Source organism: Streptomyces sp. NPDC017890, from assembly GCF_044328675.1.
GTDB lineage: Bacteria > Actinomycetota > Actinomycetes > Streptomycetales > Streptomycetaceae > Streptomyces.
In genome coordinates, this window is record NZ_JBIRHU010000019.1 from 114700 (window position 1) to 141149 (window position 26450).

The window sequence follows — 26450 nt, forward strand, 5'->3', positions numbered from 1 at the left end:
GGGCACGGCGACCGGCACGCGCGCGTGGCGCACCGGGAGACGCCGGTGAACCGCCCCCAGCGAGAGGCCGCCGTACGGCGGATCATGGAGCAGTCGCCGCCCCGGGTGCCGCCCGAGCTGTACGCGCACGCCGTGCGCCGCGGCGGCCGCGTGCTGCGTCGCAGGGCCGCCGCCCGCCGCCTGATGTGGCTGGTGCTGTGCGCCGCGGCGGTGGCGTTCACGGTGTGGGCGCTGACCGTGCAGCCCTGGGTGGAGCCGCCGTCGGAGACGACCCCACCGGTGACGGGCTGGGAGGGCTGGTGAGCCCGTCGTGCGCGTCGTACCCGCCGGACTAGCCGAGGGCCTGCTGGAGGTCCGCGAGCAGGTCGTCGACGTTCTCGATGCCGACCGACAGACGCACCAGGTCGGCGGGCACCTCCAGGGCCGAACCGGCGGCGGAGGCGTGCGTCATCCGGCCGGGGTGCTCGATCAGCGACTCCACGCCGCCCAGGGACTCACCCAGCGTGAACACCTTCGCCCGGTTGCAGACCTCGACGGCCGCCTCCTCGCCGCCCTCGACGCGGAACGACACCATGCCGCCGAAGGCCTTCATCTGCTTGGCGGCGACCTCGTGCCCGGGGTGCTCCGGCAGCCCCGGGTACAGCACGTCCGTCACGCGCGCGTGCCGGGAGAGCATCTCGGCGACCTTGCCGGCGTTCTCGCTGTGCCGGTCCATGCGCACGGCGAGCGTCTTGGTGCCGCGCAGCACCAGCCAGGAGTCGAAGGGCCCGGCGACCGCGCCCATCGCGTTCTGATGGAACGCCAGCTCCTCCCCCAGCTCCTGGTCGTCGACGATCAGCGCGCCGCCGACGACGTCCGAGTGGCCGCCCATGTACTTGGTCAGGGAGTGCACCACGACGTCCGCGCCGAGCGCCAGCGGCTGCTGGAGGTACGGCGTGGCGAAGGTGTTGTCGACGACGAGCCGGGCGCCGGCGTCCCGGGCGACCTGGGCGACGGCGGCGATGTCGGTGATACCGAGCAGCGGGTTGGAGGGCGTCTCCACCCACACGGCCTTGGTCTTCGGGGTGAGGGCGGCCCGCACGGCGGCGGGGTCGCTCGTGTCGGCCACGGACCACTCCACGCCCCACCGCGTGGCGACCTTGGCGAAGAGCCGGAAGGTACCGCCGTACGCGTCGTTCGGGATCACCACGTGGTCGCCGGGGCGCAGCAGCGTACGCAACAGGCAGTCCTCGGCCGCCAGTCCGGACGCGAACGCGAGGCCGCGACGGCCGCCCTCCAGTGCGGCCAGGTTCTCCTCCAGGGCCGTCCGGGTCGGGTTCGCGCTGCGGCTGTACTCGTATCCGCCGCGCAGCCCGCCGACACCGTCCTGCTTGTACGTCGACACCTGGTAGATCGGCGGGACCACCGCGCCCGTCAGGGGGTCGGCGGTGTTGCCCGCGTGAATCGCGAGCGTCTCGAAGTGCTGACTGATGTGCCTGTCGCTCATGAGCACCGAGGGTAGCGGCGCGAACGACGCCACGCGTTTTCCACAGGCCCACGGCGCAGGTTGGCCAATTGTCGGCGCCGTCTGGTTCGCTTGAGACATGGAGATTCTCTGGGTCCTGATCGCACTGGTCATGCTGGCCTTCGTGCTGCTTCCCGTTCTGCGGCGCCGACGGAGCGCGGTCGGCCTGGTACCCGCCGGCCACCCGGACGCGGCGGACCCCGCGAACTACGGCTTCGCCCGCGAGGAGGAGCTGGACATCCGCATGCCCGGCCCCGACCAGGACCTGCTGGACGTCCTCGACCTGGTGCAGCGCACGCAGGACTACCGGGGTGCCCAGCAGTTGCTCGCCGGCACGGAGGCGGCGGGCGAGCGGCGCTGGCAGCGTGTGCAGGCCTTCGCGGGCGCCGCGTCGCTGGAGCTGGCGCAGCGGCCCGGCGGCGCCGGTCAGACGCCGGGCGGGCAGTGGCTGCGGGTGTGGCGGGCCGAGGCGCCCAAGGACGCGGGCGGCGCGGCCGTGCACGCGGAGTTCCTGGTGCAGCAGGCGTGGCGGACCGCGACGCCGGGCACGGACGACTTCCGGATCATCATGGAGGAGGCCAAGGCGGCCTGCGGAGAAGCGGCACTGCTCGCCCCCGGTGACCCGGTCCCGTACATCGTCGAGCTCTCGGTCGCCCGTGGTCTCGGTTACCCGCGCGAGGACTTCGAGCAGCTCTGGCTGAAGATCCTCGACCGCGCCCCGAACCACATGGGCGCGCACCTGGCGGCCCTGCACTACTGGTGCGAGAAGTGGCACGGTTCCCGCGACCTGGCGTACTCCTTCGCGGAGGCGGCGGCGGCCCGCGCCCCGCAGGGCTCACTGCTCGCGGCGATGCCCCTCTTCGCGGTCTTCGAGCACCTGCCCGAGGTCAACCTGGTCAGCGGCTTCTACCAGAGCGAGGTCGTCACCAAGGCGGTGCACGGCGCCCTGCACGCGGTCCACTCGGCCCGTGCCGAGGACCCGATGCAGGCACACGTCCGCCACCTGCTGGTCTTCTTCCTGGTCCGCGGCGAGCGCTGGGCCGAGGCCATGAACCAGCTGATACTCATCGACGGCCACGTCGGCGCCCTGCCCTGGACCCTGTCCACCGACCCGGCAGCGGAGTTCGCCGTCTACCGCGCCCTGGCCGTGGCGGGCTACGAGGCGAACGGCGGCAGCCCGGCGACGCTGCCGCACTGACGGCCTCCGCCCGGCGGCCCGGCGGCCCGGCGGAACTGCCGCCGGGCCGTCTCGCGGTCAGCCCTCGGTGCGAGCCGGCAGCCGCCATCCCGGGCGCGGGAAGTGGCAGGTGTAGCCGTCCGGGTAACGCTGCAGGTAGTCCTGGTGCTCGGGCTCGGCCTCCCAGAAGGGACCGACCGGCTCCACCTCGGTGACGACCTTGCCGGGCCACAGCCCGGAGGCGTCCACATCGGCGATCGTGTCCTCGGCGATCCGCTTCTGCTCGTCGTCCACGTAGTAGATCGCCGAGCGGTAGCTGAGGCCGATGTCGTTGCCCTGGCGGTTCTCGGTGCTCGGGTCGTGGATCTGGAAGAAGAACTCCAGGATCGCGCGGAAGTCGGTCTCCTCGGGGTCGAAAAGGATCTCGATGGCCTCCGCGTGCGTGCCGTGGTCACGGTACGTCGCGTTCGGCACGTCTCCCCCGGTGTATCCGACCCGGGTCGCCGTCACGCCCGGGAGCCGGCGGATCAGCTCCTCCATGCCCCAGAAACATCCGCCCGCCAGCACGGCCCTCTGCGTCTGCGCAGCCATTGCGGCCCTCCTCCATCTGTCAGCTCGGTCACTCGGGCTACTCGGCTCGCACACCAACGGCGTCCACGCCCTCTCCACCCAACGCTTGAGGGACCCGGGCGATTCCGCGCACGCCCGTGACGTCCCGTCGATGCGCGGGCGGCCCGGGTCCGGTGCCGAAAGAAGATCACGCACGGGCGATGACTGCGCTCCGGTACAGGAGTCTTGATCGGGAACGCACCCGCCCGGCGTCCGCCTGCCTGTTCCGACTCGGGACGACGCGGACCACGGCCACAGACAGGAGACCTTCCCCCATGACTGATCCGGAACCGACGACAGCCCGGAGCCGCGGGACCGGGGCGGCCTGGCCCCTGATCCGCACCGAGCGAGCGGCGCTGGCGGCGGACCTCGCGGACCTGACGGACGAGCAGTGGGCCATGCCGTCGTTGTGCGCCGGCCTGTCGGTGCGGCAGGTGCTGGCGCACCTGACCGCGGGCGCCAGTCTCAACACCGTGCGCTGGCTGGCGGGTGTGATCCGCTGCCGGTTCGACTTCGACAAGCAGGTGGCCGTGCGGCTGGCCGAGCAGCTCGGCGAGACCCCGGCCGAGACCCTCGAACGTTTCCGGCGCGTCGTCCCGAGCACGACCAAGCCTCCCTTGCCCGCCATCGCCATGCTGGGCGAGACGATCGTGCACGGCGAGGACATCCGACGCCCGCTGGGCATCCGCCGCGACCGGCCGGTCGAGGTCGTCACACGGGTGGCCGAGTACTACCGGGGCTCGGACCTCGTGGTGGTCGCCGAGGGACGCATAGGCGGCCTGCGACTCGTCGCGGACGACGGCCCGTTCACGACCGGCTCCGGGCCCCTCGTGTCCGGCCCCACGCTGGCACTGGTGATGGCCATGACCGGGCGCGCGACGTACTGCGACGACCTCGAAGGCGACGGTGTGGAACTCCTCCGCAGCCGCTGTGGGACAGGGTGACCCGATGTCGTGACGCGCGGCCCGGCCCCTGACCGGTGGCCGACGTGAGGTCGGGGGCCGGAGCCTGCTCGTCGTGGACTCCCCGTCGTCGTGCCGACGACGGGGAGTCTGCCGTCACCCGGTGCGTCCGCGGCGAAAATCAGTGGCCACCCACGCAGGCCGATCCGATGCTGTACTCCATGGAACAACCGCGACGCGAGATCCGCGCGGCCTTCGGAGCGTCCACGATCACCGTCTACCAGGCGTACCGACCGGAGCTCGGCCTGCCCGCCGTCCGGGAGGCAAGGTTTCCCGCTGCCTGGAAGCGGGACAGGATGACGTGGATCAAGCCGTCGTTCCTGTGGATGATGTACCGCTGCGGCTGGGCCACGAAGGCGGGCCAGGAGACCGTTCTGGCTGTCGAGATCACCCGGGCCGGCTTCGAGTGGGCACTGCGACACGCCTGCCTGTCGAGCTACGTCCGCGGCGTGCACCCCGACCGCGCCGCCTGGCAACGCGAGCTGAAGCGTGCGCCGGCTCGTGTCCAGTGGGACCCCGAGCGGGACCTGTACCTACGCCCCCTGCCCCACCGCTCCCTGCAACTCGGCCTCTCCGGCGAGGCCGCACGGTGCTACGCCGACGAGTGGACGGTCGCCATCCGCGACGTCACCCCGCTCGCCCACGAGGTCCACGCCCTCGTACGCGAGGGCGCCCTCGACGCGGCGACGCGCCTGCTGCCACAGGAGCGCCCCTACCCTGGCGCGGACGGACTGCTGAGCCACTTGGCAGACGGGCCTTCCCAGGCCCGGGAGCCGCACGAGGGGTGACCGCTCGTGGTCAGTCCGGCCGGCGCAGCCCGGCGACGAGGAGTTCCACGAGTCGGCGCGCGTCGTAGCGGGGGTCGTTCTCCGCGCCGATGCAGAGGTTGCCGACGCCTCGCATGAGTTCGAGGGCGGACAGGTCGGACCGGATCTCGCCGGAGGCGGTCGCGGCGTCGAGGAGCTGGGTGCAGACGGGCACGAGGCGGTCGAGGAAGTACGCGTGCAGCGTCTCGAAGCCGGCGTTGTCGGACTGCAGTACGGCGGCGAGTCCGTGCTTGGTGACCAGGAAGTCGACGAAGAGGTCGATCCACCGCCCCAGTGCGGCGTACGGGGTCGGTCCGCTCGCCAGCAGGGCCGGGCCTGCCTCGGCGCAGGCCTCCACCTGGTGCCGGTAGACGCCGATGATGAGGTCGGCCCGCGTCGGGAAGTGGCGGTAGATCGTGGCCGTTCCGACGCCGGCCCTGGCCGCGATGTCGCGTACCGGCGCCTCGACGCCCGACTCGACGAAGACCGCGGCGGCCGCGTCCAGCAGGGTCTCCTGGTTGCGCCGGGCGTCCGCCCGCTTGGGCCGGGCCGCGCGCCCCGTGGCCTCGTCGCCGTCCTTCACCACGCCGTTTCCTCCGCCACCCGGGATTGCTAAACGGGACATCGTTCCGTATCGTCAAACGGGACACAGTCCCACTTGACCGCCATGATGCCAGAGGACGGAACCGCCACCAAGCCCGGCGAGTTCACCTTGGCATGGCCTCGTCATGTCGCTGTGTCGCGCTCACACCTCACTTCACTCGCGAACAGAGGAAAACACCGTCATGCGATACCGCACTTTGGGCCGCACCGGCGTGCAGGTCAGCACCCTCGCGCTCGGCGCCATGAACTTCGGCAGCATCGGGCGCACCACCCAGGACGAGGCCACCGCCATCGTCGACGCCGCACTGGAGGCCGGGGTCAACCTCATCGACACGGCCGACATGTACGGCGCCGGCGAGTCGGAGGAGATGGTCGGCAAGGCCATCGCCGGCCGCCGCGACGACATCGTGCTGGCCACCAAGGCGGGCATGCCCATGGACGAGGAGCGCAACCACCGGGGTGCCTCGCGCCGCTGGCTGGTCACCGAGCTGGACAACAGCCTGCGCCGCCTCGGCGTCGACCACGTCGATCTCTACCAGATCCACCGGTGGGACCCGGCCACCAGCGACGAGGAGACGCTGTCGGCGCTCACCGACCTGCAACGCGCGGGAAAGATCCGCTACTTCGGCTCCTCGACCTTCCCCGCGTACCGCATCGTGGAGGGCCAGTGGGCCGCCCGCGAGCGGCGCCTGGGCCGTTACGTCACCGAGCAGCCCAGCTACTCGATCCTGCAGCGCGGGATCGAGACCGACGTGCTGCCCGTGACCGAGCGGTACGGGCTCGGTGTGCTGGCGTGGAGCCCGCTGGCCTCGGGCTGGCTGTCGGGCGCGGTCCGCGCGGGGCGGGAGGTCGCCACGCACCGCTCGGCGCTCTTGCCGGAGCGCTTCGACACCTCCCTGCCCGCCAACCGGGCCAGGCTCGACGCCGTCGAGCGGCTGACCGAGGTCGCCGACGGGGCCGGCCTGACCCTGATCCAGCTCGCGCTCGGCTTCGTGACCGCGCACCCCGCCGTGACCAGCGCACTGATCGGTCCCCGCACCCTGGACCACCTGCGCTCGCAGCTCGCCGCCGCCGACACCGTGCTCCCCGCCGACGTACTCGACGCGATCGACGGGATCGTCGCTCCCGGGACCGACCTGGCCGCGCACGAGAAGTTCGACACCCCGCCCGCGCTGCTGGACGCGTCGCTGCGGCGCCGCTGACCGTCGGAGTCACCCGAGGTGCGCGGGAGCCGTCGCCGTTCGGCGCCCCGCCCGCTCCGTCAGGAACTCCTCCCACGTCCGCCGGCCCACCCGCGCCCCCTCCAGCGTGAGGTTCGCCCCCGCGCGGTAGGCCCGGCCGGCCTTGCCGGGGATGCGGACCGGCAGGTGGGGGCGCCGACGCCTCGCGTGCAGGGCGAGGTACGGGCGGGCCAGGGCGGCCAGGTCGTGGACCTCGGGGCCGGTCATGTCGGGGACCCGGCCGGCGGGTGCGGCGAGGGTCAGTTCGGCCAGGCGGGCGGCGACCTCGCGGGAGTCGACCGGCTGGAGGCGCAGTCCGCCCGGGACGGGGAGGACCGGCAGCTTGGCCATCTTCTCGATCATCGTCAGGGTCAGCTCGTGGAACTGGGCCGCCCGCAGCACCGTCCACGCGATGCCCGAGTCGGCGATCGCCCGCTCCGAGTCCAGCTTGGTACGCAGCCACGCCAGCGGGACGCTGTCGGCGCCCACGACCGAGATGTACACGAGGTGCCGTACGTCCGCCTGCGCGGCGGCGCGCACCAGCGTGCGGGTCGCCTCGTCGTCACCCTTGGGGCCGCCCGCCAGGTGCAGGACGGTGTGCACGCCGTCGACGGCGGCCTCGACGCCCTCGCCGGTGAGGAGGTCGCCGGTGACGTACGTGACGCCGTCCTCGTCGGGGCGGGGGCGGCGGGTGAGGATCCGTACCTCGTGGCCGGCCGCCCGCAGCAGCGGGACGACGTGGCCGCCCAGGGTGCCCGTGCCGCCGGTGACCAGGAGGGGGGTGGTGGGGGACGAGGGGTACGTCATGACTGCTCCCGGGGTCCTGGCGCCCGGACGGACAGGAGTCTGGTTCCTGGTTCCTGTCCGTCCGGGCGTCCGCCGTGTGTGTCTACGGCGGTATGACCCGGGGCGTCGCAGCCGTGTGACAGCCGGGGGGAGAAAATCCAGAAAAGATTTCCCGGCGGGACCGGCCGGACCGGCGCGTCGGGCGCGTCAGGCGCGTCGGGCGCGTCAGGCGCGTCAGGCGCGTCAGATCGTCGCCGTGTCGATCACGAAGCGGTACCGCACGTCGCTGGCCAGGACCCGCTCGTACGCCTCGTTGACCTCGGACGCGGCGATCAGCTCGATCTCGGCGCCGATGCCGTGCTCGGCGCAGAAGTCCAGCATCTCCTGGGTCTCCCGGATGCCGCCGATCATGGACCCGGCGAGGGTCTTGCGGCCGCCGAGCAGCGTGAACAGGTTGAGGGAGACCGGCTCCTCGGGGGCGCCGACGTTCACCAGGGCGCCGTCCGTCTTCAGCAGGCCCAGGTAGGCGCCGAAGTCGAGCGGGGCCGAGACCGTCGAGACGATCAGGTCGAAGGTGCCCGCCAGCTGCTCGAAGGTGGCCGGGTCGCTGGTGGCGTAGTAGTGGTCGGCGCCCAGCTTCAGGCCGTCCTCCTGCTTGCGCAGCGACTGCGACAGCACGGTGACCTCCGCGCCCATGGCGTGCGCGAGCTTGACGCCCATGTGGCCGAGGCCGCCCATGCCGACGACGGCGACCTTCTTGCCGGGGCCGGCGTTCCAGTGCCTGAGCGGGGAGTACGTGGTGATGCCGGCGCACAGCAGGGGCGCGGCCTCGTCCAGCGCGATGCCCTCGGGGATGCCGAGGACGAAGTTCTCGTCGACGACGATCTTCTCGGAGTAGCCGCCGTAGGTCGGCTCGCCGTCCTTGCCCACGGCGTTGTAGGTCCCGATGTTGCCGGCGGCGCAGTACTGCTCCTGGCCGGCCTCGCAGTTGTCGCACTCTCCGCAGGAGTCGACCATGCAGCCGACGCCCACCCGGTCGCCGACGGCGTACTTGGTGACGCCGGCGCCGACCTCGGAGACGATGCCGGCGATCTCGTGGCCGGGGACCATCGGGAAGATGGCCTCGCCCCAGCCTTCCTGTACCTGGTGGATGTCGGAGTGGCAGATGCCGGCGAACTTGATGTCGATCAGGACGTCGTGCTCGCGCACCTCGCGCCGCTCGATGGTGGTCCGCTCCAGCGGTGCCTTGGCGGCGGGTGCGGCGTATGCGGCGACAGTGGTCATGCCGGGTCTCCGGAATTCTCGTGACAGCGGTGTGGGTATGGCCTCCAGCCTGCCTGCGCTGCGGACATCCACCCAGACCACGGCTTTGCCTACGACCAGCGTGCGTACCACTGGCGGGGACAGGCTCCGGGGCGTACGACCGGGAATACGTCCGGCAATACTGGAGGACATGGATGGACAGCTGGACCGGCGTGCCGAACTGAGCGAGTTCCTGCGCACCCGGCGGGCCCGGCTGAAGCCGGAGGACGTGGGACTGCCGTCGTTCGGGCGGCACCGCCGGGTACCGGGCTTGCGCCGGGAGGAGCTGGCGCAGCTGGCCGGGGTGTCGGTGGCGTACTACACACGCCTGGAGCAGGGCAACGGGCGGAACGTGTCAGCGGAGGTCCTCGACGCGATCGCCCGCGCGCTGAGGCTGTCCGACGCCGAGCAGGCGCACCTGACGCATCTGGCGAAACCCAAGCAGCAGCGCCGGCGTGCGTCGGCGGCACGGGCGCAGCAGCCGGTGCGGGTGGCGCTGCTCCAGTTGCTGGAGTCGATCGACACGGTGCCCGCGTACGTGACGGGCCGGCGCTCGGAGATCCTCGCCTGGAACCGGATGGCGGCGGCCCTCTTCGGCGACTGGGGCAGGCTGCCGGCCGAGGAGCGCAACTGGGCGCGGCTGGTCTTCCTGAACCCGGACTACCGCGACCTGTTCGTGGACTGGGACCAGAAGGCGTACGACATGGTCAGTTTCCTGCGCATGGACGCGGGCCGGCACCCGGACGATCCCCGGCTGTCGGCGCTGGTCGGCGAACTGTCCGTGAAGAGCGAGGAGTTCCGTCGGCTGTGGGCCACGCACGACGTCAAGGAGAAGAGCCACGGCGTCAAGCGGATGCGGCACCCGCTGGTCGGTGACCTGATGCTGTCCTTCGAGACGTTCCGCCTGGTGGACGACGACGAACAGGCGTTCGTCACGTACCACGCCGAGCCGGGCTCCCCTTCCGCGGAGGGCCTGCGGCTGCTGGCGAGCTGGGGGGCGGACGCCGCACGGACGGGTACGGGCACCGGGACGCCGGCGTCCTGACCGGGAAGCCGTACGGGCGGCCCGCCGGGGGACTGCTCCCCCGGCGGGCCGCCTGCTCACGGTCTACTTGCCGAAGTACGCGTCGTACAGCGTGATCACCGACTCGTTCTTCTGCTTGTCGGTGATCGTGGCGCGGAAGGAGACGGACTTCCCCTTCGCCGGGTTCCTGACGGTCACCTTGCCCTTCTTCACGGTGGCCTTCTTCCAGGTCTTGCCGTGGTCGTAGGAGACGTGCACCGTGAGGGACTTGAGGTTGCGGCCCGCGGCCGCGCCCTCGACGGTGACCGGGACGGTGACCTGCTTGCCTGCCGTGACCCTGCTGTCCAGACCGGTGGCCGCGGCGAAACGGGCGACGGACGCGGGCAGCTCGGTGAGTTCGGCCGTCCGCTTGGAGCGGAACGTCCAGCTCGCGTCGATGCGGCTGGAGGCCGCGGCGACCTTCGCGGAACGCTTGACCGACGTCGTCAGCCGGTACCGGGCGTCACCGGAGGGGACCTGGAACTCGTCCTCGCCGAACAGCGGGTCCTGGTGGGAGCCGACCTTGGTGCCGTTGCGGTAGAGCGTGGTGGCGACCGAGGTGAAAGCCGAGGAGCCCGCGTGGCCCTTGCCGTCGGCGAAGAGCGGGACGAAGCCGGTGATGGCGTCGCCGTCGCGGTAGAGGCCGAAGTCCGAGGTGAGGCGCGGACCGAAGACGGCTGTGTTGAAGGTCTGCGCGTAGCTCCTGCCCGCCTTGTAGCGCTGGGGCGTGGCGAGCGTGTAGCCGGCCTCGACGACGGAGAAGCCGTCGGCGTCCTCGCCGCCGTACTGCTCGAAGCCGAGGTCCCACGTCACGCCGCCCCCGGTGGACAGGTGCAGGGTGCGGGTGCCGGGCAGGGACTGCTCGATGCCGATCGAGGAGCCGCTGAGGCCGCCGGGCAGCCAGCCGACCGCGGAGATCGCGCCCTTCTTCCCGCTCGCGGAGGCGCCGAGGCCGGCCTTGAGGGTGGCCAGCTCGCCCGCCTTGTAGTGCCGGGTGTAGCCGGTGGCGAGCTGTTCGGTCCGGCCGCCGGTGACGGTGTCGTACTGCTCCTCGGCGCCCTTGCTCCAGTGGCCGTCCCACTGCTGGCTGAGCGAGCCGTCGGTGATGCGCGGGCCGAGGTGCCGGGTGCGCAGGCCCTCGTAGGAGTCCAGCCACCAGCCGTAGCCGTAGTGGCTGCCGTCCGCCTCCACGGTGAAGTCGACGGCGGCGAGCTCGGGCTTCGCGGTCTTGTCCGGGACGGTGATGTTCACCGGCTTCGCGGTGCGCGCGTCCAGGGTGATGGTGGTGTTCCCGGTGACGTCCAGTTTCGGCTGGGCGATCCAGTCGGCGCCCTTCCAGGTCTCCGGGTCGTCGCTCACGCGGATCGAGGAGTTGAGGATGTAACCGCCCTTGGGCAGACGGGCGGTGACGGTGCCGTCGGCCTCGTACGGAGTGAACCAGGTGTCCTTGCCGAGGCCGGAGGTACCGAACAGGTCGGTCTCGTACTTCGGGGTCGGTTTTCCGTCGCGTCCGATGACCTTCAGCGTGACGTCGTACGTCTCCACCTCGCGCTGTACGGCGGCGGCGGTGCGGACGGTCTGCCCGCCGCCGTCCGCCGTGACGTACGCCGAGTAGGTGCCGTCGACGGTGCCGCCGAGCCTGGTGTCGGCGGTGAGGGCCACGGAGGCCTTGCCGCCCGCGGGGACGGTGACCGAGGTGGCGCCCAGCTTGAAGAAGCCCGCGGGGGCCGCCCTGCCCCCGGGGTCGGTCGCGGTCGACGTCAGCTTGAGCGTGACGTCCTCGGTGCCGAGGTTGCGGTAGGTCAGCTGCTTGGTGACCGGTTCGTCGTCGGTGTGCGGCCACTGCTGGGTGCCGAAGGTGGCCGACACCGGGTCGGCGATCACGGTCTGCCTGACCGCCTTGTCGACCTGGACGCGGCCCGAACCCTGCTGGAAGGGCGTGTACGCGCCGCCCTTCGCCGATCCCGTCAGCGCGCCCTTCAGCTCGGCGTACGTCCAGTCGGGGTGCTGCTGCTTGAGGAGGGCCGCGGCGCCCGCGACGTGCGGGGTCGCCATCGACGTACCGGAGATGGTGACGTACCCGGCGGGTTTTTCGCCCTCCTCCCGGGCGAGGACGCTGCCCTGGGCGGAGGCGGCGGTGATGTCGACGCCGGGGGCGGTCACGTCGGGCTTGATCGCGCCGTCGAGGCCGGGGCCGGTGCTGGAGAAGGGCGCGAGCTCGTCCCCGTCGTCGACCGCTCCGACGGTCAGTGCGGCGGCGGCGCTGCCCGGGGAGCCGACGGTGCGGTCGCCGAGTCCGCCCTCGTTGCCGGCGGCGATGACGAAGAGAATGCCCTTCTCCTCGGAGAGCCTGTTGACCTCGGCTTCCAGCGGGTCGATCTCCGGGGTGTCGCCGCCGCCCAGGCTGAGGTTGATGACGTCGGCGCCCTGCGCGGCCGCCCACTCCATGCCGGCGAGGATGCCGGAGTCGTCGCCGAAGCCGCCGTCGTCGAGCACCTTGCCGTTGAGCACCTCGGCGCCTGGGGCCACGCCCTTGTACGTGGCGCCCGCCTTCGCGCCGGTGCCGGCGGCGATGGAGGCGACGTGGGTGCCGTGACCGTGCCGGTCGGTGGCGTCGGGTGAGAGGGAGAAGTTCCTGGACGCGACGACCTGGTTCTTCAGGTCGGGGTGGCTGGTGTCCACTCCGGTGTCCAGTACGGCGATCTTGACGCCCTTGCCGTCGTAGCCGGCGGCCCACGCCTCGGGGGCGCCGATCTGCGGGACGGACCTGTCGAGGCTGGCCCTGCGGACGCCGTCGAGCCAGACGTGCGCGATACCGGAGGCGGTCTTCTCGCCGTCGGTGACCGCGTCCCACAGCTCGGGCGCGTCCTCGTGCGGGGTCTGCACGGCGTCGGCGTTCAGCGAGGTGAGGGCGCGGCGGAGGGTGCCCGCGTCGCGGACGTCGGCCTTGGTGGCCTTCGCGCTGCCCCGGTAGCCGACGATGACCTTCAGGCCGTTCTTCTGGGCCTTGCGGGTAGTGGCCTTGTTCAGCTCGGTGATGTCGAAGAGGCGCTGGTCCAGCCTGCCGGTGGCGACCAGGCGGGCGGCGTCGGCCGGGACGACGAGGGTGTGTCCGCCGGCTCTGCGTATCTGGACGGGTATGTGCTCGCGGCCCTCGGCCCGCTCCAGGCCGACGACGCGGCCCTTGGCGTCGACGGTGACCCGGTCGCCGGTGATCAGCGTGACGCGGTGCCCGGCCGTGCCGGAGGCGGCCTGTGCGGCACCGGCCTGTGCGGCCTCGGCCTGCGCCGTGGCCGCCGTACGGCCCCCGTCCGCCGTCCGTGCCCCGTCCGCCGCGGCCGGGCTGGTCATGCCCGCCGCGAGGGCCACGGCCGCCGCCGTGGCGACCGTGGCCGCCCCGGCCCTTTTCACTTGTCTGCGCAACGTTCCCCCTTGCGGAAGTACCGGGAGAATTCCCCGTTCACCCGGCCGGGGGGTGGTCTCGCACGCGCGTGCTCCCCCGGAACTCGGAGTATGCCGAGGGAAGATCGGCCCCTCAAGGGCGGCAGCGGCGGTGGCGGGGACGGTCGGGAAACCGCCTGCCGCCTGTTACGAGACCGCCGTCAGGCGTTACGCGTTCGCGCGAACTCCGTGACATTTCAAGGGTGTTGAACGCCGGACGCCCGCCGCCCCGGTGAGGGGCGACGGGCGTCCGGGTGAAGTCGCGGCCGGCCGCGGTGCGTTCGGCGTCAGACCGCCGAACCCGCCTTCCACTGGGCCCAGTCCATGTTCCAGCCGTTGAGGCCGTTGTCCGGGGCGATGGTCTTGTCGCCGGTGTTCTGGACGACGACCACGTCGCCGACGATGGAGTTGTTGTAGAACCAGGCACCCGGCGTGTTCGGGTCGTCGGCACCCTGGGTGTCGGCCAGGCCCACGCAGCCGTGGCTGGTGTTGGCGCTGCCGAAGATGCCCTTGCTCCAGTAGTTGCCGTGGATGAAGGTGCCGGAGGTGCTCAGGCGCATGGCGTGGGGCACGTCCTTGATGTCGTACTCGCCCTTGCCGTCGTCGTCGGTGAAGCCGACCGTCGAGCCGTCCATCCGGGTCTCCTTGAACTTCTCGGAGATCACCATCTGGCCTTCGTAGGTCTTGTTCTCGGGGGAGCCGGCGGAGATCGGGATCGTCTTGACGGTCTTGCCGTCCTGCGTGATCTTCATCTGCTTGGTCTTCGCGTCGACGTACGAGACCTGGTTGCGGCCGATCTTGAAGCTGACCGACTTCTGCTGCACGCCGTAGACGCCCTCGGCGCCCTCCACCCCGTCGAGCGCCAGCTTGAGGGTGACGGTCGAGCCCTCCTGCCAGTAGTCCTCGGGGCGGCAGTCCATGCGCTGGGTGCTGAACCAGTGGCAGGAGACCTCCTGGCCGCTGGTCGTGTTGACCGTGATGCCCTTCTGGACGGCGGCCTTGTCGGTGATCTGCTTGTCGAAGTTGATCGACACGGGCATGCCGACGCCGACGGTGGTGCCGTCGTCCGGGGTGAAGGTGCCGATGAAGCTGTTCTTCTGGGAGACCGTGGTGAACGACGCGTTCTCGTGGGCGGCGCGGCCCTCGGAGTCCTTCGCGGTCGCCGTCAGCTTGTAGGTGGTGGCCCGCTCCAGCTGCCCGCTGGGCTTCCAGCTGGTCTTGTCGGCGGATATCTCACCCTTGACCACGGTGCCGTCGGTGGCGGTCATCTTCACCTCGGTGAGCGTGCCCTTGCTCACGGTGACGCCGGCGGAGTTGTTGATGGAGGCGTTGTCCGAGTTGTCCTCGGGTGTGATCTTGATCTGGGCCTCGGACGCCTTCTCGGCCGCCGCCTCGTCCACCTCGGCCTGCGACGTCCTGCCGTCCCCACCCCCGGAGGTGTCGGCGTCGCTACTGGAACATGCCGAGAGCACCAGCACACCGCCGAGCAGTGCGGACGCGGCCACCAGACCCTTGCGCCGCTTACCGTCCGTCATCACACGCTTCTCCATCGTTGCCGATTCCGGAAACCCCGAGATTCCCCGTCAAGAACTTCCAACGCTACGACCGGTTCGTCCCGTTCCACATCGCTCGCATGTGTGGGGCATACCACGTTTGCCGCAAGGGCGGGGGATGCGGGGGCCGGCCGGCGCGCCCCGTGAGACGACGAAACCCCGGGCGGCGGTTGCCGCCCGGGGGCACGTTTTTCCCCACACTGCGTCAGCCGACCGTCATTTCATCGTCTTCCGGGTCGTTCTCGCCGCCATCTTCCTCGTCGAGGTCCCATTCGGGCGAATCGGGGTCGTAGTCGACCAGCTCGCTGCTCCAGGAGGCCTGCTGGAGCTCGACGCCGGGCACCTGGCTGACCAGGTCGAACGGGTCCACGAGATGGGCCAGCGCCTCGGCGGTGTCCTCCGTCACAGCGCGCTCGGCGTGGGCCCGTTCCGCGTCGGGCAGCTCGACGTCGTCGGCGAGGGACTGCAGCGCGGCCCCGGTGACGGCCTCCTCGTCGTCGACCGCCAGAACGAGCTCTACGCGAATCCGTACAAAACGTGATGTCTCTGGAGTGCTCATGCCCGGAGCGTAAGGCCGGCCGCTCCCGTGACTTTCCTGTGACCCGCGACTTTCACTAACATCTGCCCACACGGCCAATTCGCCAGCGCCACAAGGGGATCGATATTCCGTGTCATCCGCTCGCCGTCCGTTGCTGACCGCCGCCGCCGCAGGCGGCCTGCTGTGCGCCATGTGGTTCGTCCCGTCCGCGAACGCGACACCCGACACACCGGCGCTCGAGTCCGCCGCCGCGACACCGTCTCCGCAGGTCACCCAGCAGGCGAGAGTCGCGTCCACGGGCACGGCGATCACCGGTGAGGGCACGACCCGCCTGGCCGACACCGGAAGCTTCGACAGCACGCCGTACGTCGTCGGCGGTGCCCTCTGCCTCAGTCTCGGTGTCGGCTTCGTCGGGTATTCGGTGCGCCGGGAACGCCTCGGATTTTGAAAGCGCTTGACGTTCTTTTGGCTTTTTTGACCGTACGGGAGCAGCGACCGTCGGGAGTGGCGGCCGTTCGGAGGGCGGCCGTTCGGAGGCAGCGCAGCGGGGCCCCGTCGTCCCGACAGGGCCCCTCGTGCGTCGCCGGCTCCGCTAGCGCAACGGCCCGGTGACCGTCTCCGCCGCCGCGACCAGGTGCCCGGCGCGCACGAACGCGTCCGCCGCGGCGAGGTCGGGCGCCAGGTAGCGGTCCGGCCCTGGACCCTCGACACCGGCCGCGCGGGCGGCCTCGATGACGGCCTGCGTGGCGGGGGCGGGGGTGAGGCCCTCGCGCAGCTCGATCGCGCGCGTGGCGGCGTACAGCTCGACGGCGATCACGCGGGTGAGGTTGTCGACGGCCGTGCGCAGCTTGCGCGCCGCCGACCAGCCCATCGACACGTGGTCCTCCTGCATCGCGGAGGACGGGATCGAGTCCGCCGAGGCCGGTACGGCGAGCCGCTTCAACTCGCTGACCAGGGCGGCCTGCGTGTACTGGGCGATCATCAGGCCGGAGTCGACGCCGGCGTCGTCCGCGAGGAACGGCGGCAGGCCGTGGCTGCGGTTCTTGTCGAGGAGCCGGTCGGTGCGCCGCTCGGCGATGGAGCCGAGGTCCGCGACGGCGACGGCGAGGAAGTCGAGCACGTAGGCGACCGGGGCGCCGTGGAAGTTCCCGTTGGACTCCACGCGCCCGTCGGGGAGAACGACCGGGTTGTCCACCGCCGCCGCCAGCTCGCGTTCGGCGACCAGGCCGGCGTGGGCCATGGTGTCGCGTCCGGCGCCGGCCACCTGTGGGGCGCAGCGCACCGAGTAGGCGTCCTGGACGCGGGGGGCGTCGTCCTGGTGGTGCCCGGTGAGGCCGGAGCCCTTGAGCACGGCGGCCATGTTGGCGGCGCTGGCGGCCTGCCCGGGGTGCGGGCGGATGGCGTGCAGCTCGGGGGCGAGTACGCGGTCGGTGCCGAGCAGGGCCTCCATGGTCAGCGCGGCGGTGATGTCGGCGGACTTGTAGAGGGTGTCGAGGTCGGCGAGGGCCATGATCAGCATGCCGAGCATGCCGTCGGTGCCGTTGAGGAGGGCGAGGCCCTCCTTCTCGCGCAGTTCGACGGGGGTGATCCCGTGCTCGGCGAGCAGCTCGCCGGCCGGCCGCACGGTGCCGTCGGGGCCCTCCGCGTCCCCCTCGCCCATGAGGGTGAGCGCGCAGTGCGACAGCGGGGCGAGGTCGCCGGAGCAGCCGAGGGAGCCGTACTCGTGCACGACCGGGGTGATCCCCGCGTTGAGGACGTCGGCCATGGTCTGCGCGACCTCGGGGCGGACGCCGGTGTGCCCGGAGCAGACGGTCTTCAGCCGCAGGAACATCAGCGCGCGGACCACCTCGCGCTCGACGCGCGGGCCCATCCCGGCGGCGTGCGAGCGGACGATGTTGCGCTGCAGCTGAGCCCTGAGGTCCGGGCTGATGTGCCGGGTCGCCAGGGCGCCGAAACCGGTGCTCACGCCGTACACGGGGTCCGGCTTGGCGGCCAGCGCGTCCACGATCCCGCGGGCCGCGGCCAGGGCGGCCACCGCGTCGTCGGAGAGCTCGACCCGGGTGCCGGCGCGCGCCACGGCGAGGACGTCGGACGCGGTGACTCCGGTGGTCCCCACCACCACACTGTGCATATCCATATTCAGGAGCGTACGCACTGAATTCGATGATGTCACGAGGCGGTACGTCACCAGCGAGCCCCGGTTTCACCCCTTACCGGCGTCGGCCCTACGGAGAGTGCCGCCCGCGGAACCGCCTGCGCTCCCCGTCCTCCTCCCGGGACGGCTCGTCCGCGAGCCGTACGACGGGATCGTCGGGCCCCTCACGCCCGGCGACGACCGGCCCGGCCGACCGTTCGGCCTTGGCGCGGTACTGGGCGGCGTCGGCGAGCCGGAACAGCCGGCGGGCACTGAGAACCGGCCCCACGGGGTCCTCCGTGGACGCGACCCCGCAGGCCACGCCGTCACCGAGCTCCAGCTCGGCCGCCCGGCGGCACAGCTCCTCGGCCGCCTTGACCACCTCGTCGGCGGACGGCCCGACCGCGAGCAGACAGAACTCGTCCCCGCCGAGCCGCGCCGCGAGCGCCCCCGGCAGCATCGCCCCGCACAGCGACAGCACCGACCCGAAACGCTCCAGGAGCCGGTCGCCGACGGCGTGCCCGTGCGTGTCGTTCACCCGCTTCAGGCCGTTCAGATCACATACGACGAGACTGACGACGACACTCTCCTCGCGGTGCCGCTCGACGGCCTCGTCCAGCGCGGAGTCGACGGCGCGACGGTTGGCCAGCCCGGTGAGCGCGTCGGTGAACGCGAGGCGCCGGACCTCCTCCAGCCGCTCGGTCTGCGCTATCCCGGCGGCGACGACCGAGGCCAGCACGGTGGCGAAGTCCGCGTCGGCCCGCTCGAAGACGCGCTCCCCCACCGGACGGGCCACGTACAGCTCGCCCCAGGCGCGGCCGTGCAGCACGATCGGCGCGACCACACAGCAGCCGCGCCCCCGGCGGCGCAGGGCCGCGACGCGCTGGTGGACGTATCCGGGACGCCCGGCGGCGGGCCCCTCGGCCGTCTCCACCCAGGCGTCGGGCTCACCGCCGCCGGCCCACCGCTCGTGCAGGAACTCGGTGATCTCCGCGAACTGGTGCACCGGGTAGGACTCGTCCTCCGGGAACTCCTCCTCGCCCTCGGCCAGCCGGCCGATGTTCACCAGGACCCGGAGACGGCCCAGCTCGCGCTCCCACACCGACAGCGCGGCGAAGCTGCCGCCCAGCGCCAGGCACCCGCCGACGGCCGCCGCCCGCCACGCGTCGCGCGCGCTGTGCGCGGCGGCCATGCCCTGCGCCAGTGCCACTACGGCCGCGAGCCGCCCGTCCTCACCCATCACTCCAGGCTAGGGAGATTCACGCCCGAACGAGACTCAAGTAGGGCGAACGGGGACGACCGATCCGCCGGTGCCGGTGCCGGCCTCGCACAGTGTCCTCATTCCCCCGGCCACCGCGGCGCCCGCTTCTCGTTGAACGCCGCCACTCCCTCCGCCCGGTCACCCGAGAACGCCACCGACCGCCACGCCGCGTCCTCGACCTCCAGCCCGGCCCGCAGATCCAGCCCGTGCCCGAGCCGCAGCGCCCGCTTGGCGGCCCGCAGCCCCACGGGCGAGTTCGCGGCCATCCGGGACGCGAGGTCCAGCGCCTCCTCCCGGTCCCGCCCCTCGTCCACCAGCTGGTCCACGAGCCCCAGCTCGCGCGCCTCCCCGGCCTCCACCCTCCGTGCCGTGAACACCAGCTCGGCGGCGCGCGCCGCCCCCACCCGCCGCGGCAGCAGCTGCGTACCGCCGCCGCCCGGAATCACCCCGACGGACACCTCGGGCAGCCCCACCACCGCGGTGCGGTCGGCCACGATCACGTCGCACGACAGCGCCAGCTCGAATCCTCCCCCCAGCGCGAACCCGTGCACGGCCGCGATCGTCGGCACCGGCAGCTCTAGCACCGCGGTGTACGCCGCCCGCGCCACCGGCCGCTGCCGCAGCAGATCGGCGTCGGAGAAGGAGTTGCGCTCCTTCAGGTCGGCCCCGACACAGAACGCCCGCTCGTGGGTCGAGGTCAGCACCACCACCCGTACGCTCCGGTCCTCGCCCAGCGCCGCGCACGCCGCCGCGACGGACCGGGCCATCGCGGTGGAGACGGCGTTCATGGCCTTCGGCCGGTCGAGCGCGAGCTCCGCGACATGCCCGTCCCCGTGCCGCCGCACCAGCACGAACTCTCCGAACCGCTCCTCGCTCATGACACCCTCCGGTTAACGCGTGTTAACAAGTCGACCACCCGATCATCGCAGGCCCACCCGCGCGGCGAAAGGCCGGACGCGTCCGCCTGCCACCGTGCTCCGCCCACCCGTTCGAGTGACATCCGGCCGACCGCCACGCCCCGGCAGGGCGGGAGCGCCTAGCCTCGCTCCGCCACGGCGCGGCGGGGGCGCGTGCGCACCGGGGAGGGATCATGACGACGTTCGGCACGACCGGCGCGACCGGCAGGACCGGCACCGGGCTCGGCACGACCGGCGCGACCGGCAGGACCGGCACCGGGCTCGGCACGACCGGCACACCGGCGAGTCCGCAGCACCCGCGGGGACGCCGAGGCCGGCACCGCAGGCCCCGCCCCCACAAGGCGGTACTCGCCGTCGGCGGCCTCGCCCTGGCGGCCGGCGCCCTGAGCGTCGTACGTCTGGTGTCCGGGCCCGGCGGCGGCGAGGTGGCCGGGGTCGGCGCCGAGGCGGGGTCACGCGTGGAGACGGGCGGGACGCGGGGCGCCGCGTCGGACCGGGCGACGACCCCCGCCGCCGCGGGCACCGCCGGTTCGCCCGGGGTGAGTCCGTCGGCGACTTCGGCCATGGGCGGTCCGAGCGGCCTCCCGGGGCCGGGTCCCGTCCCGGGGCCGGAACCGTCCGCGAACGGCCCCTCGGCCGCGCTCCCCTCCACGACGACCATCCCGGACACTCCGAACACGAGCCGGGGGGCTCGGCCCCCTCTCGCTCCACAGCCGCCCCGCCCGCCAGGGCCGGCGCAGCCACCCCGGTCCTCGCAGCCGCCCCGGCCAGGCACTCCCGCGCCGCACCCCATGCCGGCCCCGCCACCGCCCCGTGGCACACCGCCCGCCCCGGAGCCCGGCGGTCCGGTCCTGTGCGTGCCGGTCATCGGCCTGTGCGCGGACCTCCTCGACGGCGATGACGGCGACTGACGCCTGACCTGACGGCTGACCGGCCAGTGGCTGACGGCGTGATGGCGGCCGACGGGCTGACGGCCGACGGGCTGATGGCCGCGGCTGACGACTGACCGGCTGCGGCAGACGACCTACGACCTACGACTTCCCGCCGTCACCGCGCCGCGTGAGCAGCCACGGCTCGACCACGCCGAGGCCGCGCACCGGCCGCTGCCACATCGGCTGGAGCGCGAAGCGGTACGCGGGCGGCTCCTCGCTCTCCTTCTCCGCCGCGGCGGCCTCCTCGGCCGCCACCGCCTCCGAGGCCGGGGCGTCCCGCGTACGGATCAGCTCCTCCGCGAAGGCGCTGTCGACCAGGACTGCGTCCCGGGGGGCTATGGAGGTGAGCCGGGACGCCAGGTTGACGGTCGTACCGAAGACATCGCCCATCCGGGTGGTCACCGTGCCGAAGGCGATGCCGACGCGCAGCTCCGGCATGGTCTCGTCGTTCGCCATCGTCTCGACGAGAAGCAGGGCGATCTCGGCGGCCGTGCCGGCGTCGTCGGCGGCGTAGAGCACCTCGTCGCCGAGGGTCTTGATCAGCCGTCCGCCGCGTGCGGCCACCAGGTCGGCGGCGGTGGTCTCGAAGGCCTCGACCAGCTCGCCGAGTTCCTCCTCCTCCATCCGTCGGGTCAGCCGGGTGAATCCGACCAGGTCCGCGAAGCCGACCGCGAGACGCCGGTCCACCATCTCCTCGTCGTCACCGGTCTGGATGACCCGGCCGGCCGAGGCGGCGAGCTGGCGCCGCCAGACGTAGACGAGGAACTCCTGCAGCTCGGGCAGGAGCAGCTCGACGATGGGGTACGTCACCTCGGTGCGCGTCATCCCGGGCTCCGGAGGCTCGGTGAGGCCCTCCAGGAAGGAGTCGATCTGCCACTCGGCCAACCGGGCCGTGGTCTGCCCGGTGGACCGGGCCACCTGCACCGCCATGGCCTCGCTGAGCAGCCCCGCCTCGACCAGACCGGCCAGGCGCCGCAGGGCGAGGACGTCCGCCTCGGTGAGTGCCTTGGCCTGGCCGATGTCGGCGAAGCCCATGGCCCGCCAGAAACGGGACGCCAGCTCCATGGAGACACCCGCGCTGCGGGCGGCCTGGAAGGGGGTGTAGCGGCGCTCGGCGCCCAGGATGAGCCCTTCGAGGCGCAGCGCGAGCGGGTCATCGCCGGAGTCGCCGGACTCCGGGTCGGGCTCGGGGTCCACCCGGCCGTCCCCGTCCGCGCCGGAGCCGGTGTCGTCGACGGTCACGCCTGCTGCCTTCCGATCTGCTGCGGTCAGGTTCGACCGGCCCCAACTTTACGTCAGGTGTGCCCCAGCTCACTCCCGACGAGCCTCCGGCCGCAGCCTGCGGGCAAAGGCTCGTCGGGGGCCGCACGGGCGGACGTGCTCACGCCGGCCGCAGGTGCACGATGTCCCCCGCCCCCACCGGCTCCTGCACTCCCGCCTCGGTGGCCAGCACGAGCCTCCCGTCCCCGTCCACGGCCACCGCCTCCCCCACGAGCGACCGGTCCCCCGGAAGCTCCGCCCGCACCGTCCGCCCGAGCGTCGCGCAGCCCGCGGCGTACGTCTCCTGCAGCCCGCTGGCCGCCGGGTCGCCCCCGGCCGCCCGCCACCGCCCGTACCAGTCCTCCAGCGACCGCAGCACCCCCCGCAGCAGCGGGTCCCGGTCGGTGCCGACGGCGCCGGCCAGCGCCAGGGACCCGGCCCGCGGGACCGGCAGCTCGTCGGCGCGGAGACTGACGTTGATGCCGACGCCGATGACGACCCCGTCGTCCCCGGCCCGTTCGGCGAGGATGCCGCCGGCCTTGCGCTCCTCGTCGCCGACGGTCACCAGCAGGTCGTTGGGCCACTTCAGGGCCGTGTCGACACCCGCTGCCCGGGACAGTCCGGTCGCCACGGCGACGCCGGTGAGCAGCGGCAGCCAGCCCCAGCGGGCCACGGGCACCTCGGCGGGCCGCAGCAGTACGGAGAAGAAGAGCCCGGAGCGGGGCGGTGCCGTCCACCGCCGGTCCAGGCGGCCCCGCGCGGCGGTCTGCTCCTCGGCGACGAGGACGACCCCTTCCGCCTGCTTCCCCTCGGCGGCGCGGGCCACGAGGTCGGAGTTGGTGGAGCCGGTGCGCTGCACCACGTCCACCTGTCGCCACAGCCCGCCCTCCCGCACCAGTCCCCGGCGCAGGGCCGTGGTGTTGAGGGGCGGCCGGTCCAGGTCGGACCAACGGCCGCGGGGGGAGTCGGAGGCATCTCGGGGCGTCATGCAACCCACACTAGGTGTGGGAAACACCGCACTGCCGATCGGAAGGCCCCCCACTACTCTACGGATGAGTAACCGTCCCCACCGTTTGAGCAGGCAGGGAGCCGCATCCCGATGTCCGAGCCGGAAGAGCAGCAGCCCGACATCCACACGACCGCGGGCAAGCTCGCGGATCTCAGGCGCCGTATCGAGGAAGCGACGCACGCCGGTTCGGAACGCGCCGTCGAGAAGCAGCACGCCAAGGGCAAACTGACGGCCCGTGAGCGCATCGGCCTCCTCCTCGACGAGGGCTCCTTCGTCGAGCTGGACGAGTTCGCCCGGCACCGCTCCACCAACTTCGGCCTGGACGCCAACCGCCCCTACGGCGATGGCGTCGTCACCGGCTACGGCACCGTCGACGGCCGCCCGGTCGCCGTCTTCTCGCAGGACTTCACGGTCTTCGGCGGGGCACTGGGCGAGGTCTACGGCCAGAAGATCGTCAAGGTGATGGACTTCGCGCTGAAGACCGGCTGCCCGGTCATCGGCATCAACGACTCCGGCGGTGCCCGCATCCAGGAGGGCGTGGCCTCGCTCGGGGCGTACGGGGAGATCTTCCGCCGCAACACCCACGCCTCCGGTGTCATCCCGCAGATCAGCCTGGTCGTCGGCCCGTGCGCGGGCGGCGCGGTGTACTCCCCCGCGATCACCGACTTCACGGTGATGGTCGACCAGACCAGCCACATGTTCATCACCGGCCCCGACGTCATCAAGACGGTCACCGGCGAGGACGTCGGCTTCGAGGAGCTGGGCGGCGCCCGCACCCACAACTCCACCTCGGGCGTTGCCCACCACATGGCCGGGGACGAGAAGGACGCCGTCGAGTACGTCAAGCAGCTGCTTTCGTACCTGCCGTCCAACAACCTCTCCGACCCGCCCGCCTTCCCCGAGGAGGCCGACCTCGCCGTCACCGACGAGGACCGCGAGCTGGACGTGATCGTCCCGGACTCGGCGAACCAGCCGTACGACATGCACACCGTCATCGAGCACGTCCTCGACGACGCCGAGTTCCTCGAGACGCAGCCGCTGTTCGCGCCGAACATCCTCACCGGCTTCGGCCGCGTCGAGGGCCGCCCGGTCGGCGTCGTCGCCAACCAGCCGATGCAGTTCGCCGGCTGCCTGGACATCACCGCCTCCGAGAAGGCGGCCCGCTTCGTCCGCACCTGCGACGCCTTCAACGTCCCCGTCCTGACCTTCGTGGACGTCCCCGGCTTCCTGCCGGGCGTCGACCAGGAGCACGACGGCATCATCCGCCGCGGCGCCAAGCTGATCTTCGCCTACGCCGAGGCCACCGTCCCGCTCATCACGGTCATCACCCGCAAGGCCTTCGGCGGCGCCTACGACGTCATGGGCTCCAAGCACCTGGGCGCCGACCTCAACCTGGCCTGGCCCACCGCCCAGATCGCCGTCATGGGCGCCCAGGGCGCGGTCAACATCCTGCACCGCCGCACCATCGCCGACGCGGGTGACGACGCCGAGGCCACCCGCGCGCGCCTGATCCAGGAGTACGAGGACACCCTCCTCAACCCCTACGTCGCGGCCGAACGCGGCTACGTCGACGCCGTGATCATGCCGTCCGACACCCGCCGCCACATCGTCCGCGGCCTGCGTCAGCTGCGCACCAAGCGGGAATCCCTTCCCCCGAAGAAGCACGGCAACATCCCCCTCTGAGCCCGGTAAGGAGCCGCTGTGATCAAGGTCGTACGGGGCAACCCGACCCCGGAGGAGCTGGCCGCCGCCCTGGCGGTGGTCCGCGCCCGCGCCGGGGCGGCAGCCGCCGAGCCGTCCGGCGCGAAGGGCCCGCGCGACGCGTGGTCCGACCCCTCCCGCATCGCAGGCCACCATCTGCCCCACCCGGGTCCGGCGTCCTGGGGCCGCACCTACTGGCCGAGCTGAGAAACACGCCCCTGGGGGCGCGAGGCCGTGTCGGCATGCGGCTGCGCCGCGTGAGCGCACCGCACGCAAACCCCGCGCCCCGAATGAGTACCCGTACTCAAGCGCCGCCCCCGGCCCAAGGCCCACGCTGGTGGCATGCTGTGGTCCGACCCCGAGAACGAGCCGCCCAAGGAACTGCGCGACATGCAGGACATGCTGCGGCGGCTGAGCGTTTTCCTGGCGACGGCCATGGTCCTCGCGATGATCGTCATCGGCCTGAGCTGAGGCACCGGCGCCCCGGGCTCCCCCGGCGCCGCCGATACCCTGAGCCCATGACAGACCAGCAGCCGCGCCGCCGGCTCGTCCTCGCCTCCCAGTCCCCGGCCCGGCTCGGCCTGCTGCGCCAGGCCGGGCTCTCCCCCGAGGTGCTCGTGAGCGGCGTCGACGAGGACGCCGTCACCGCACCCACCCCCGCCGAGCTGGCCCTCGCCCTCGCCGAGGCCAAGGCCTCCGTCGTGGCCGCGAAGCCCGAGGTGCACGGCGCCCTGGTGATCGGCTGCGACTCGGTGCTCGACCTGGACGGCCAGGCCCTCGGCAAGCCCGCGGACGCCGAGGAGGCCACCGCCCGCTGGAAGGCGATGCGCGGCCGGGCGGGCACTCTCCAGACCGGCCACTGCGTCTGGGACACCGCCTCGGGCCGCCACGTCTCGGCCACCGCCTCCACCGTCGTCCGCTTCGGCGAGCCGACCGACGAGGAGATCGCGGCCTACGTGGCCTCCGGCGAGCCGCTGTACGTCGCCGGGGCGTTCACGCTGGACGGCCGTTCGGCCCCGTTCATCGACGGCATCGAGGGCGACCACGGGAACGTGATCGGCATCAGCCTGCCCCTCGTACGCCGGCTGCTCGCCGAGCTCGGGGTCGGCATCACGGAGTTGTGGGCGCCGACGGCGGGCTGACCGGGGAGCCGCCGTCGCCCTCGCGGTCCTCGGGGAGCCCTGCCGCGGGCTCCCCGTCCGCGTCGTAGGCCATCAGCAGCAGCACGATCAGGGCGAGGACGACGACCATGAACAGGAAGGCCCGCAGGCCGACCAGTCCCCAGGTGAAGGCACCGAGCAGCCCGTGCACCACGGCGGCGCTGATCAGCAGGGCCCGGCCGGGGCCGGCGGGCGGTCGGTCGCGCAGTGCCACGAGCAGGGCGACCAGCCCGCACAGCGCGAAGTAGAGCCCGAAGACGACACCACCGGTCTTCGAGGACACGGACATCATGTCCGGGTCGAGACCGGCCAGGGACATGTTCTGCCGGTCGACGACGACTCCCAGGAACCAGTTCAGCGCCGCGACGCCGACCGCCTCCGCGAAGAGCACGACCGCCACGGTCCACGCCACCGGCCTGCGCACCGTCACCGGTCCCCACCCACTTTCGACCGCTGCCCGCAGGACAGCTGTTACCCCAAGTACGTTCGAGACGTCCAGAACGTTACTAACG

The 26450-nt window shown here is 72.3% G+C and carries 26 protein-coding genes; 12 read left to right on the top strand and 14 right to left on the bottom strand.

Features of this window, described 5'->3' with window-relative positions:
• Positions 1-45 precede the first annotated feature (45 nt).
• Positions 46-303: a hypothetical protein gene (locus tag ACH4F2_RS24840; RefSeq protein ID WP_398134941.1), complete on the top strand. Its 258-nt coding sequence runs from the start codon at positions 46-48 to the stop codon at positions 301-303.
• Positions 304-331: 28 nt separating this feature from the next.
• Here the strand turns inward: ACH4F2_RS24840 and ACH4F2_RS24845 are convergent, their stop codons facing one another.
• Complete coding sequence (locus ACH4F2_RS24845) at positions 332-1486, bottom strand: cystathionine gamma-synthase (RefSeq protein WP_398134942.1); 1155 nt, start codon at positions 1484-1486, stop codon at positions 332-334.
• Between the two features lie 97 nt (positions 1487-1583).
• On the opposite strand from ACH4F2_RS24845, the gene ACH4F2_RS24850 reads away from it, so the two are divergent.
• Positions 1584-2702 carry a hypothetical protein gene (locus ACH4F2_RS24850; protein ID WP_398134943.1) on the top strand — a complete coding sequence of 373 codons (1119 nt, stop codon included), beginning with the start codon at positions 1584-1586 and terminating at the stop codon, positions 2700-2702.
• A 57-nt stretch (positions 2703-2759) separates the two neighbouring features.
• Here the strand turns inward: ACH4F2_RS24850 and msrA are convergent, their stop codons facing one another.
• The gene (gene msrA, locus ACH4F2_RS24855) at positions 2760-3272 is read right to left on the bottom strand and encodes a peptide-methionine (S)-S-oxide reductase MsrA (protein ID WP_398134944.1); all 513 of its coding nucleotides are present in this window, start codon (positions 3270-3272) and stop codon (positions 2760-2762) included.
• A gap of 293 nt (positions 3273-3565) precedes the next feature.
• Between msrA and ACH4F2_RS24860 the strand changes: the two genes are divergently transcribed.
• On the top strand, positions 3566-4234 hold the full coding sequence (locus ACH4F2_RS24860) for a maleylpyruvate isomerase family mycothiol-dependent enzyme (RefSeq protein ID WP_398134945.1): 669 nt from the start codon (positions 3566-3568) through the stop codon (positions 4232-4234).
• A gap of 179 nt (positions 4235-4413) precedes the next feature.
• Complete coding sequence (locus tag ACH4F2_RS24865) at positions 4414-5040, top strand: DUF4291 domain-containing protein (RefSeq protein WP_398134946.1); 627 nt, start codon at positions 4414-4416, stop codon at positions 5038-5040.
• Positions 5041-5050: 10 nt separating this feature from the next.
• Here ACH4F2_RS24865 and ACH4F2_RS24870 read toward each other — a convergent pair whose 3' ends face one another.
• On the bottom strand, positions 5051-5641 hold the full coding sequence (locus tag ACH4F2_RS24870; RefSeq protein WP_398135007.1) for a TetR/AcrR family transcriptional regulator: 591 nt from the start codon (positions 5639-5641) through the stop codon (positions 5051-5053).
• A gap of 202 nt (positions 5642-5843) precedes the next feature.
• Between ACH4F2_RS24870 and ACH4F2_RS24875 the strand changes: the two genes are divergently transcribed.
• Positions 5844-6863 (top strand): aldo/keto reductase, encoded by a 1020-nt coding sequence (locus tag ACH4F2_RS24875; protein ID WP_398134947.1) that lies wholly within the window; start codon positions 5844-5846, stop codon positions 6861-6863.
• A 9-nt stretch (positions 6864-6872) separates the two neighbouring features.
• On the opposite strand, the gene ACH4F2_RS24880 is transcribed toward ACH4F2_RS24875, so the two are convergent.
• Both ACH4F2_RS24880 and ACH4F2_RS24885 read right to left on the bottom strand, forming a co-directional pair.
• A complete protein-coding gene (locus ACH4F2_RS24880; RefSeq protein WP_398134948.1) occupies positions 6873-7688 on the bottom strand; it encodes an SDR family oxidoreductase in 816 nt (271 codons plus the stop codon).
• 222 nt (positions 7689-7910) lie between these two features.
• Entirely contained in the window at positions 7911-8951 is a 1041-nt protein-coding gene (locus tag ACH4F2_RS24885) for an NAD(P)-dependent alcohol dehydrogenase (protein WP_398134949.1), read from the bottom strand.
• Positions 8952-9120: 169 nt separating this feature from the next.
• Here ACH4F2_RS24885 and ACH4F2_RS24890 point away from each other — a divergent pair, with 169 nt between their 5' ends.
• On the top strand, positions 9121-10014 hold the full coding sequence (locus ACH4F2_RS24890) for a helix-turn-helix domain-containing protein (RefSeq protein ID WP_398134950.1): 894 nt from the start codon (positions 9121-9123) through the stop codon (positions 10012-10014).
• Positions 10015-10077: 63 nt separating this feature from the next.
• Here the strand turns inward: ACH4F2_RS24890 and ACH4F2_RS24895 are convergent, their stop codons facing one another.
• From ACH4F2_RS24895 to ACH4F2_RS24905, 3 genes are all read right to left on the bottom strand, one after another.
• Complete coding sequence (locus ACH4F2_RS24895; RefSeq protein ID WP_398135008.1) at positions 10078-13383, bottom strand: S8 family peptidase; 3306 nt, start codon at positions 13381-13383, stop codon at positions 10078-10080.
• A 377-nt stretch (positions 13384-13760) separates the two neighbouring features.
• Positions 13761-15008, bottom strand: coding sequence for an Ig-like domain-containing protein (locus ACH4F2_RS24900; protein WP_398134951.1), 1248 nt, complete (start codon positions 15006-15008; stop codon positions 13761-13763).
• A gap of 223 nt (positions 15009-15231) precedes the next feature.
• Positions 15232-15585: a hypothetical protein gene (locus ACH4F2_RS24905; RefSeq protein WP_398134952.1), complete on the bottom strand. Its 354-nt coding sequence runs from the start codon at positions 15583-15585 to the stop codon at positions 15232-15234.
• Positions 15586-15694: 109 nt separating this feature from the next.
• Between ACH4F2_RS24905 and ACH4F2_RS24910 the strand changes: the two genes are divergently transcribed.
• Positions 15695-16012 carry a hypothetical protein gene (locus tag ACH4F2_RS24910; protein ID WP_398134953.1) on the top strand — a complete coding sequence of 106 codons (318 nt, stop codon included), beginning with the start codon at positions 15695-15697 and terminating at the stop codon, positions 16010-16012.
• Between the two features lie 144 nt (positions 16013-16156).
• On the opposite strand, the gene hutH is transcribed toward ACH4F2_RS24910, so the two are convergent.
• From hutH to ACH4F2_RS24925, 3 genes are all read right to left on the bottom strand, one after another.
• Entirely contained in the window at positions 16157-17695 is a 1539-nt protein-coding gene (hutH, locus tag ACH4F2_RS24915; protein WP_398135009.1) for a histidine ammonia-lyase, read from the bottom strand.
• 94 nt (positions 17696-17789) lie between these two features.
• On the bottom strand, positions 17790-18938 hold the full coding sequence (locus ACH4F2_RS24920; RefSeq protein ID WP_398134954.1) for a diguanylate cyclase domain-containing protein: 1149 nt from the start codon (positions 18936-18938) through the stop codon (positions 17790-17792).
• A 98-nt stretch (positions 18939-19036) separates the two neighbouring features.
• Positions 19037-19837, bottom strand: a complete 801-nt coding sequence (locus ACH4F2_RS24925) for an enoyl-CoA hydratase/isomerase family protein (RefSeq protein ID WP_398134955.1) — start codon at positions 19835-19837, stop codon at positions 19037-19039.
• Between the two features lie 212 nt (positions 19838-20049).
• Here ACH4F2_RS24925 and ACH4F2_RS24930 point away from each other — a divergent pair, with 212 nt between their 5' ends.
• Positions 20050-20787 (top strand): hypothetical protein, encoded by a 738-nt coding sequence (locus tag ACH4F2_RS24930; protein WP_398134956.1) that lies wholly within the window; start codon positions 20050-20052, stop codon positions 20785-20787.
• 120 nt (positions 20788-20907) lie between these two features.
• Here ACH4F2_RS24930 and ACH4F2_RS24935 read toward each other — a convergent pair whose 3' ends face one another.
• On the bottom strand, positions 20908-22050 hold the full coding sequence (locus ACH4F2_RS24935) for an adenylate/guanylate cyclase domain-containing protein (RefSeq protein WP_398134957.1): 1143 nt from the start codon (positions 22048-22050) through the stop codon (positions 20908-20910).
• Between the two features lie 139 nt (positions 22051-22189).
• On the bottom strand, positions 22190-23056 hold the full coding sequence (locus ACH4F2_RS24940) for a biotin--[acetyl-CoA-carboxylase] ligase (protein WP_398134958.1): 867 nt from the start codon (positions 23054-23056) through the stop codon (positions 22190-22192).
• Between the two features lie 111 nt (positions 23057-23167).
• Between ACH4F2_RS24940 and ACH4F2_RS24945 the strand changes: the two genes are divergently transcribed.
• From ACH4F2_RS24945 to ACH4F2_RS24960, 4 genes are all read left to right on the top strand, one after another.
• Positions 23168-24760, top strand: a complete 1593-nt coding sequence (locus ACH4F2_RS24945) for an acyl-CoA carboxylase subunit beta (protein WP_398134959.1) — start codon at positions 23168-23170, stop codon at positions 24758-24760.
• Positions 24761-24778: 18 nt separating this feature from the next.
• Entirely contained in the window at positions 24779-24985 is a 207-nt protein-coding gene (locus ACH4F2_RS24950; protein ID WP_398134960.1) for an acyl-CoA carboxylase epsilon subunit, read from the top strand.
• A gap of 135 nt (positions 24986-25120) precedes the next feature.
• A complete protein-coding gene (mmpB, locus tag ACH4F2_RS24955; RefSeq protein ID WP_398134961.1) occupies positions 25121-25249 on the top strand; it encodes a morphogenic membrane protein MmpB in 129 nt (42 codons plus the stop codon).
• Positions 25250-25296: 47 nt separating this feature from the next.
• Positions 25297-25920: a Maf family protein gene (locus tag ACH4F2_RS24960; RefSeq protein ID WP_398134962.1), complete on the top strand. Its 624-nt coding sequence runs from the start codon at positions 25297-25299 to the stop codon at positions 25918-25920.
• Here ACH4F2_RS24960 and ACH4F2_RS24965 read toward each other — a convergent pair.
• The gene (locus ACH4F2_RS24965) at positions 25889-26368 is read right to left on the bottom strand and encodes a hypothetical protein (protein WP_398134963.1); all 480 of its coding nucleotides are present in this window, start codon (positions 26366-26368) and stop codon (positions 25889-25891) included. The two genes, ACH4F2_RS24960 and ACH4F2_RS24965, sit on opposite strands and share 32 nt — an antisense overlap.
• Between the last annotated feature and the right edge of the window lie 82 nt (positions 26369-26450).

What these genes read in the sequence shown, in the direction of transcription:
- ACH4F2_RS24890 (WP_398134950.1), top strand. Translation starts at nt 9,121, where the DNA reads ATGGATGGACAGCTGGACCGGCGTGCCGAACTGAGCGAGTTCCTGCGC.
- ACH4F2_RS24850 (WP_398134943.1), top strand. Translation starts at nt 1,584, where the DNA reads ATGGAGATTCTCTGGGTCCTGATCGCACTGGTCATGCTGGCCTTCGTG.
- ACH4F2_RS24865 (WP_398134946.1), top strand. Translation starts at nt 4,414, where the DNA reads ATGGAACAACCGCGACGCGAGATCCGCGCGGCCTTCGGAGCGTCCACG.
- ACH4F2_RS24845 (WP_398134942.1), bottom strand. Translation starts at nt 1,486, where the DNA reads ATGAGCGACAGGCACATCAGTCAGCACTTCGAGACGCTCGCGATTCAC.
- ACH4F2_RS24895 (WP_398135008.1), bottom strand. Translation starts at nt 13,383, where the DNA reads ATGACCAGCCCGGCCGCGGCGGACGGGGCACGGACGGCGGACGGGGGC.
- ACH4F2_RS24940 (WP_398134958.1), bottom strand. Translation starts at nt 23,056, where the DNA reads ATGACGCCCCGAGATGCCTCCGACTCCCCCCGCGGCCGTTGGTCCGAC.
- ACH4F2_RS24875 (WP_398134947.1), top strand. Translation starts at nt 5,844, where the DNA reads ATGCGATACCGCACTTTGGGCCGCACCGGCGTGCAGGTCAGCACCCTC.
- ACH4F2_RS24860 (WP_398134945.1), top strand. Translation starts at nt 3,566, where the DNA reads ATGACTGATCCGGAACCGACGACAGCCCGGAGCCGCGGGACCGGGGCG.
- ACH4F2_RS24885 (WP_398134949.1), bottom strand. Translation starts at nt 8,951, where the DNA reads ATGACCACTGTCGCCGCATACGCCGCACCCGCCGCCAAGGCACCGCTG.
- ACH4F2_RS24925 (WP_398134955.1), bottom strand. Translation starts at nt 19,837, where the DNA reads ATGAGCGAGGAGCGGTTCGGAGAGTTCGTGCTGGTGCGGCGGCACGGG.
- ACH4F2_RS24880 (WP_398134948.1), bottom strand. Translation starts at nt 7,688, where the DNA reads ATGACGTACCCCTCGTCCCCCACCACCCCCCTCCTGGTCACCGGCGGC.
- ACH4F2_RS24920 (WP_398134954.1), bottom strand. Translation starts at nt 18,938, where the DNA reads ATGGGTGAGGACGGGCGGCTCGCGGCCGTAGTGGCACTGGCGCAGGGC.
- msrA (WP_398134944.1), bottom strand. Translation starts at nt 3,272, where the DNA reads ATGGCTGCGCAGACGCAGAGGGCCGTGCTGGCGGGCGGATGTTTCTGG.
- ACH4F2_RS24960 (WP_398134962.1), top strand. Translation starts at nt 25,297, where the DNA reads ATGACAGACCAGCAGCCGCGCCGCCGGCTCGTCCTCGCCTCCCAGTCC.
- ACH4F2_RS24930 (WP_398134956.1), top strand. Translation starts at nt 20,050, where the DNA reads ATGACGACGTTCGGCACGACCGGCGCGACCGGCAGGACCGGCACCGGG.
- ACH4F2_RS24900 (WP_398134951.1), bottom strand. Translation starts at nt 15,008, where the DNA reads ATGACGGACGGTAAGCGGCGCAAGGGTCTGGTGGCCGCGTCCGCACTG.
- ACH4F2_RS24945 (WP_398134959.1), top strand. Translation starts at nt 23,168, where the DNA reads ATGTCCGAGCCGGAAGAGCAGCAGCCCGACATCCACACGACCGCGGGC.
- hutH (WP_398135009.1), bottom strand. Translation starts at nt 17,695, where the DNA reads ATGCACAGTGTGGTGGTGGGGACCACCGGAGTCACCGCGTCCGACGTC.
- ACH4F2_RS24905 (WP_398134952.1), bottom strand. Translation starts at nt 15,585, where the DNA reads ATGAGCACTCCAGAGACATCACGTTTTGTACGGATTCGCGTAGAGCTC.
- mmpB (WP_398134961.1), top strand. Translation starts at nt 25,121, where the DNA reads ATGCTGTGGTCCGACCCCGAGAACGAGCCGCCCAAGGAACTGCGCGAC.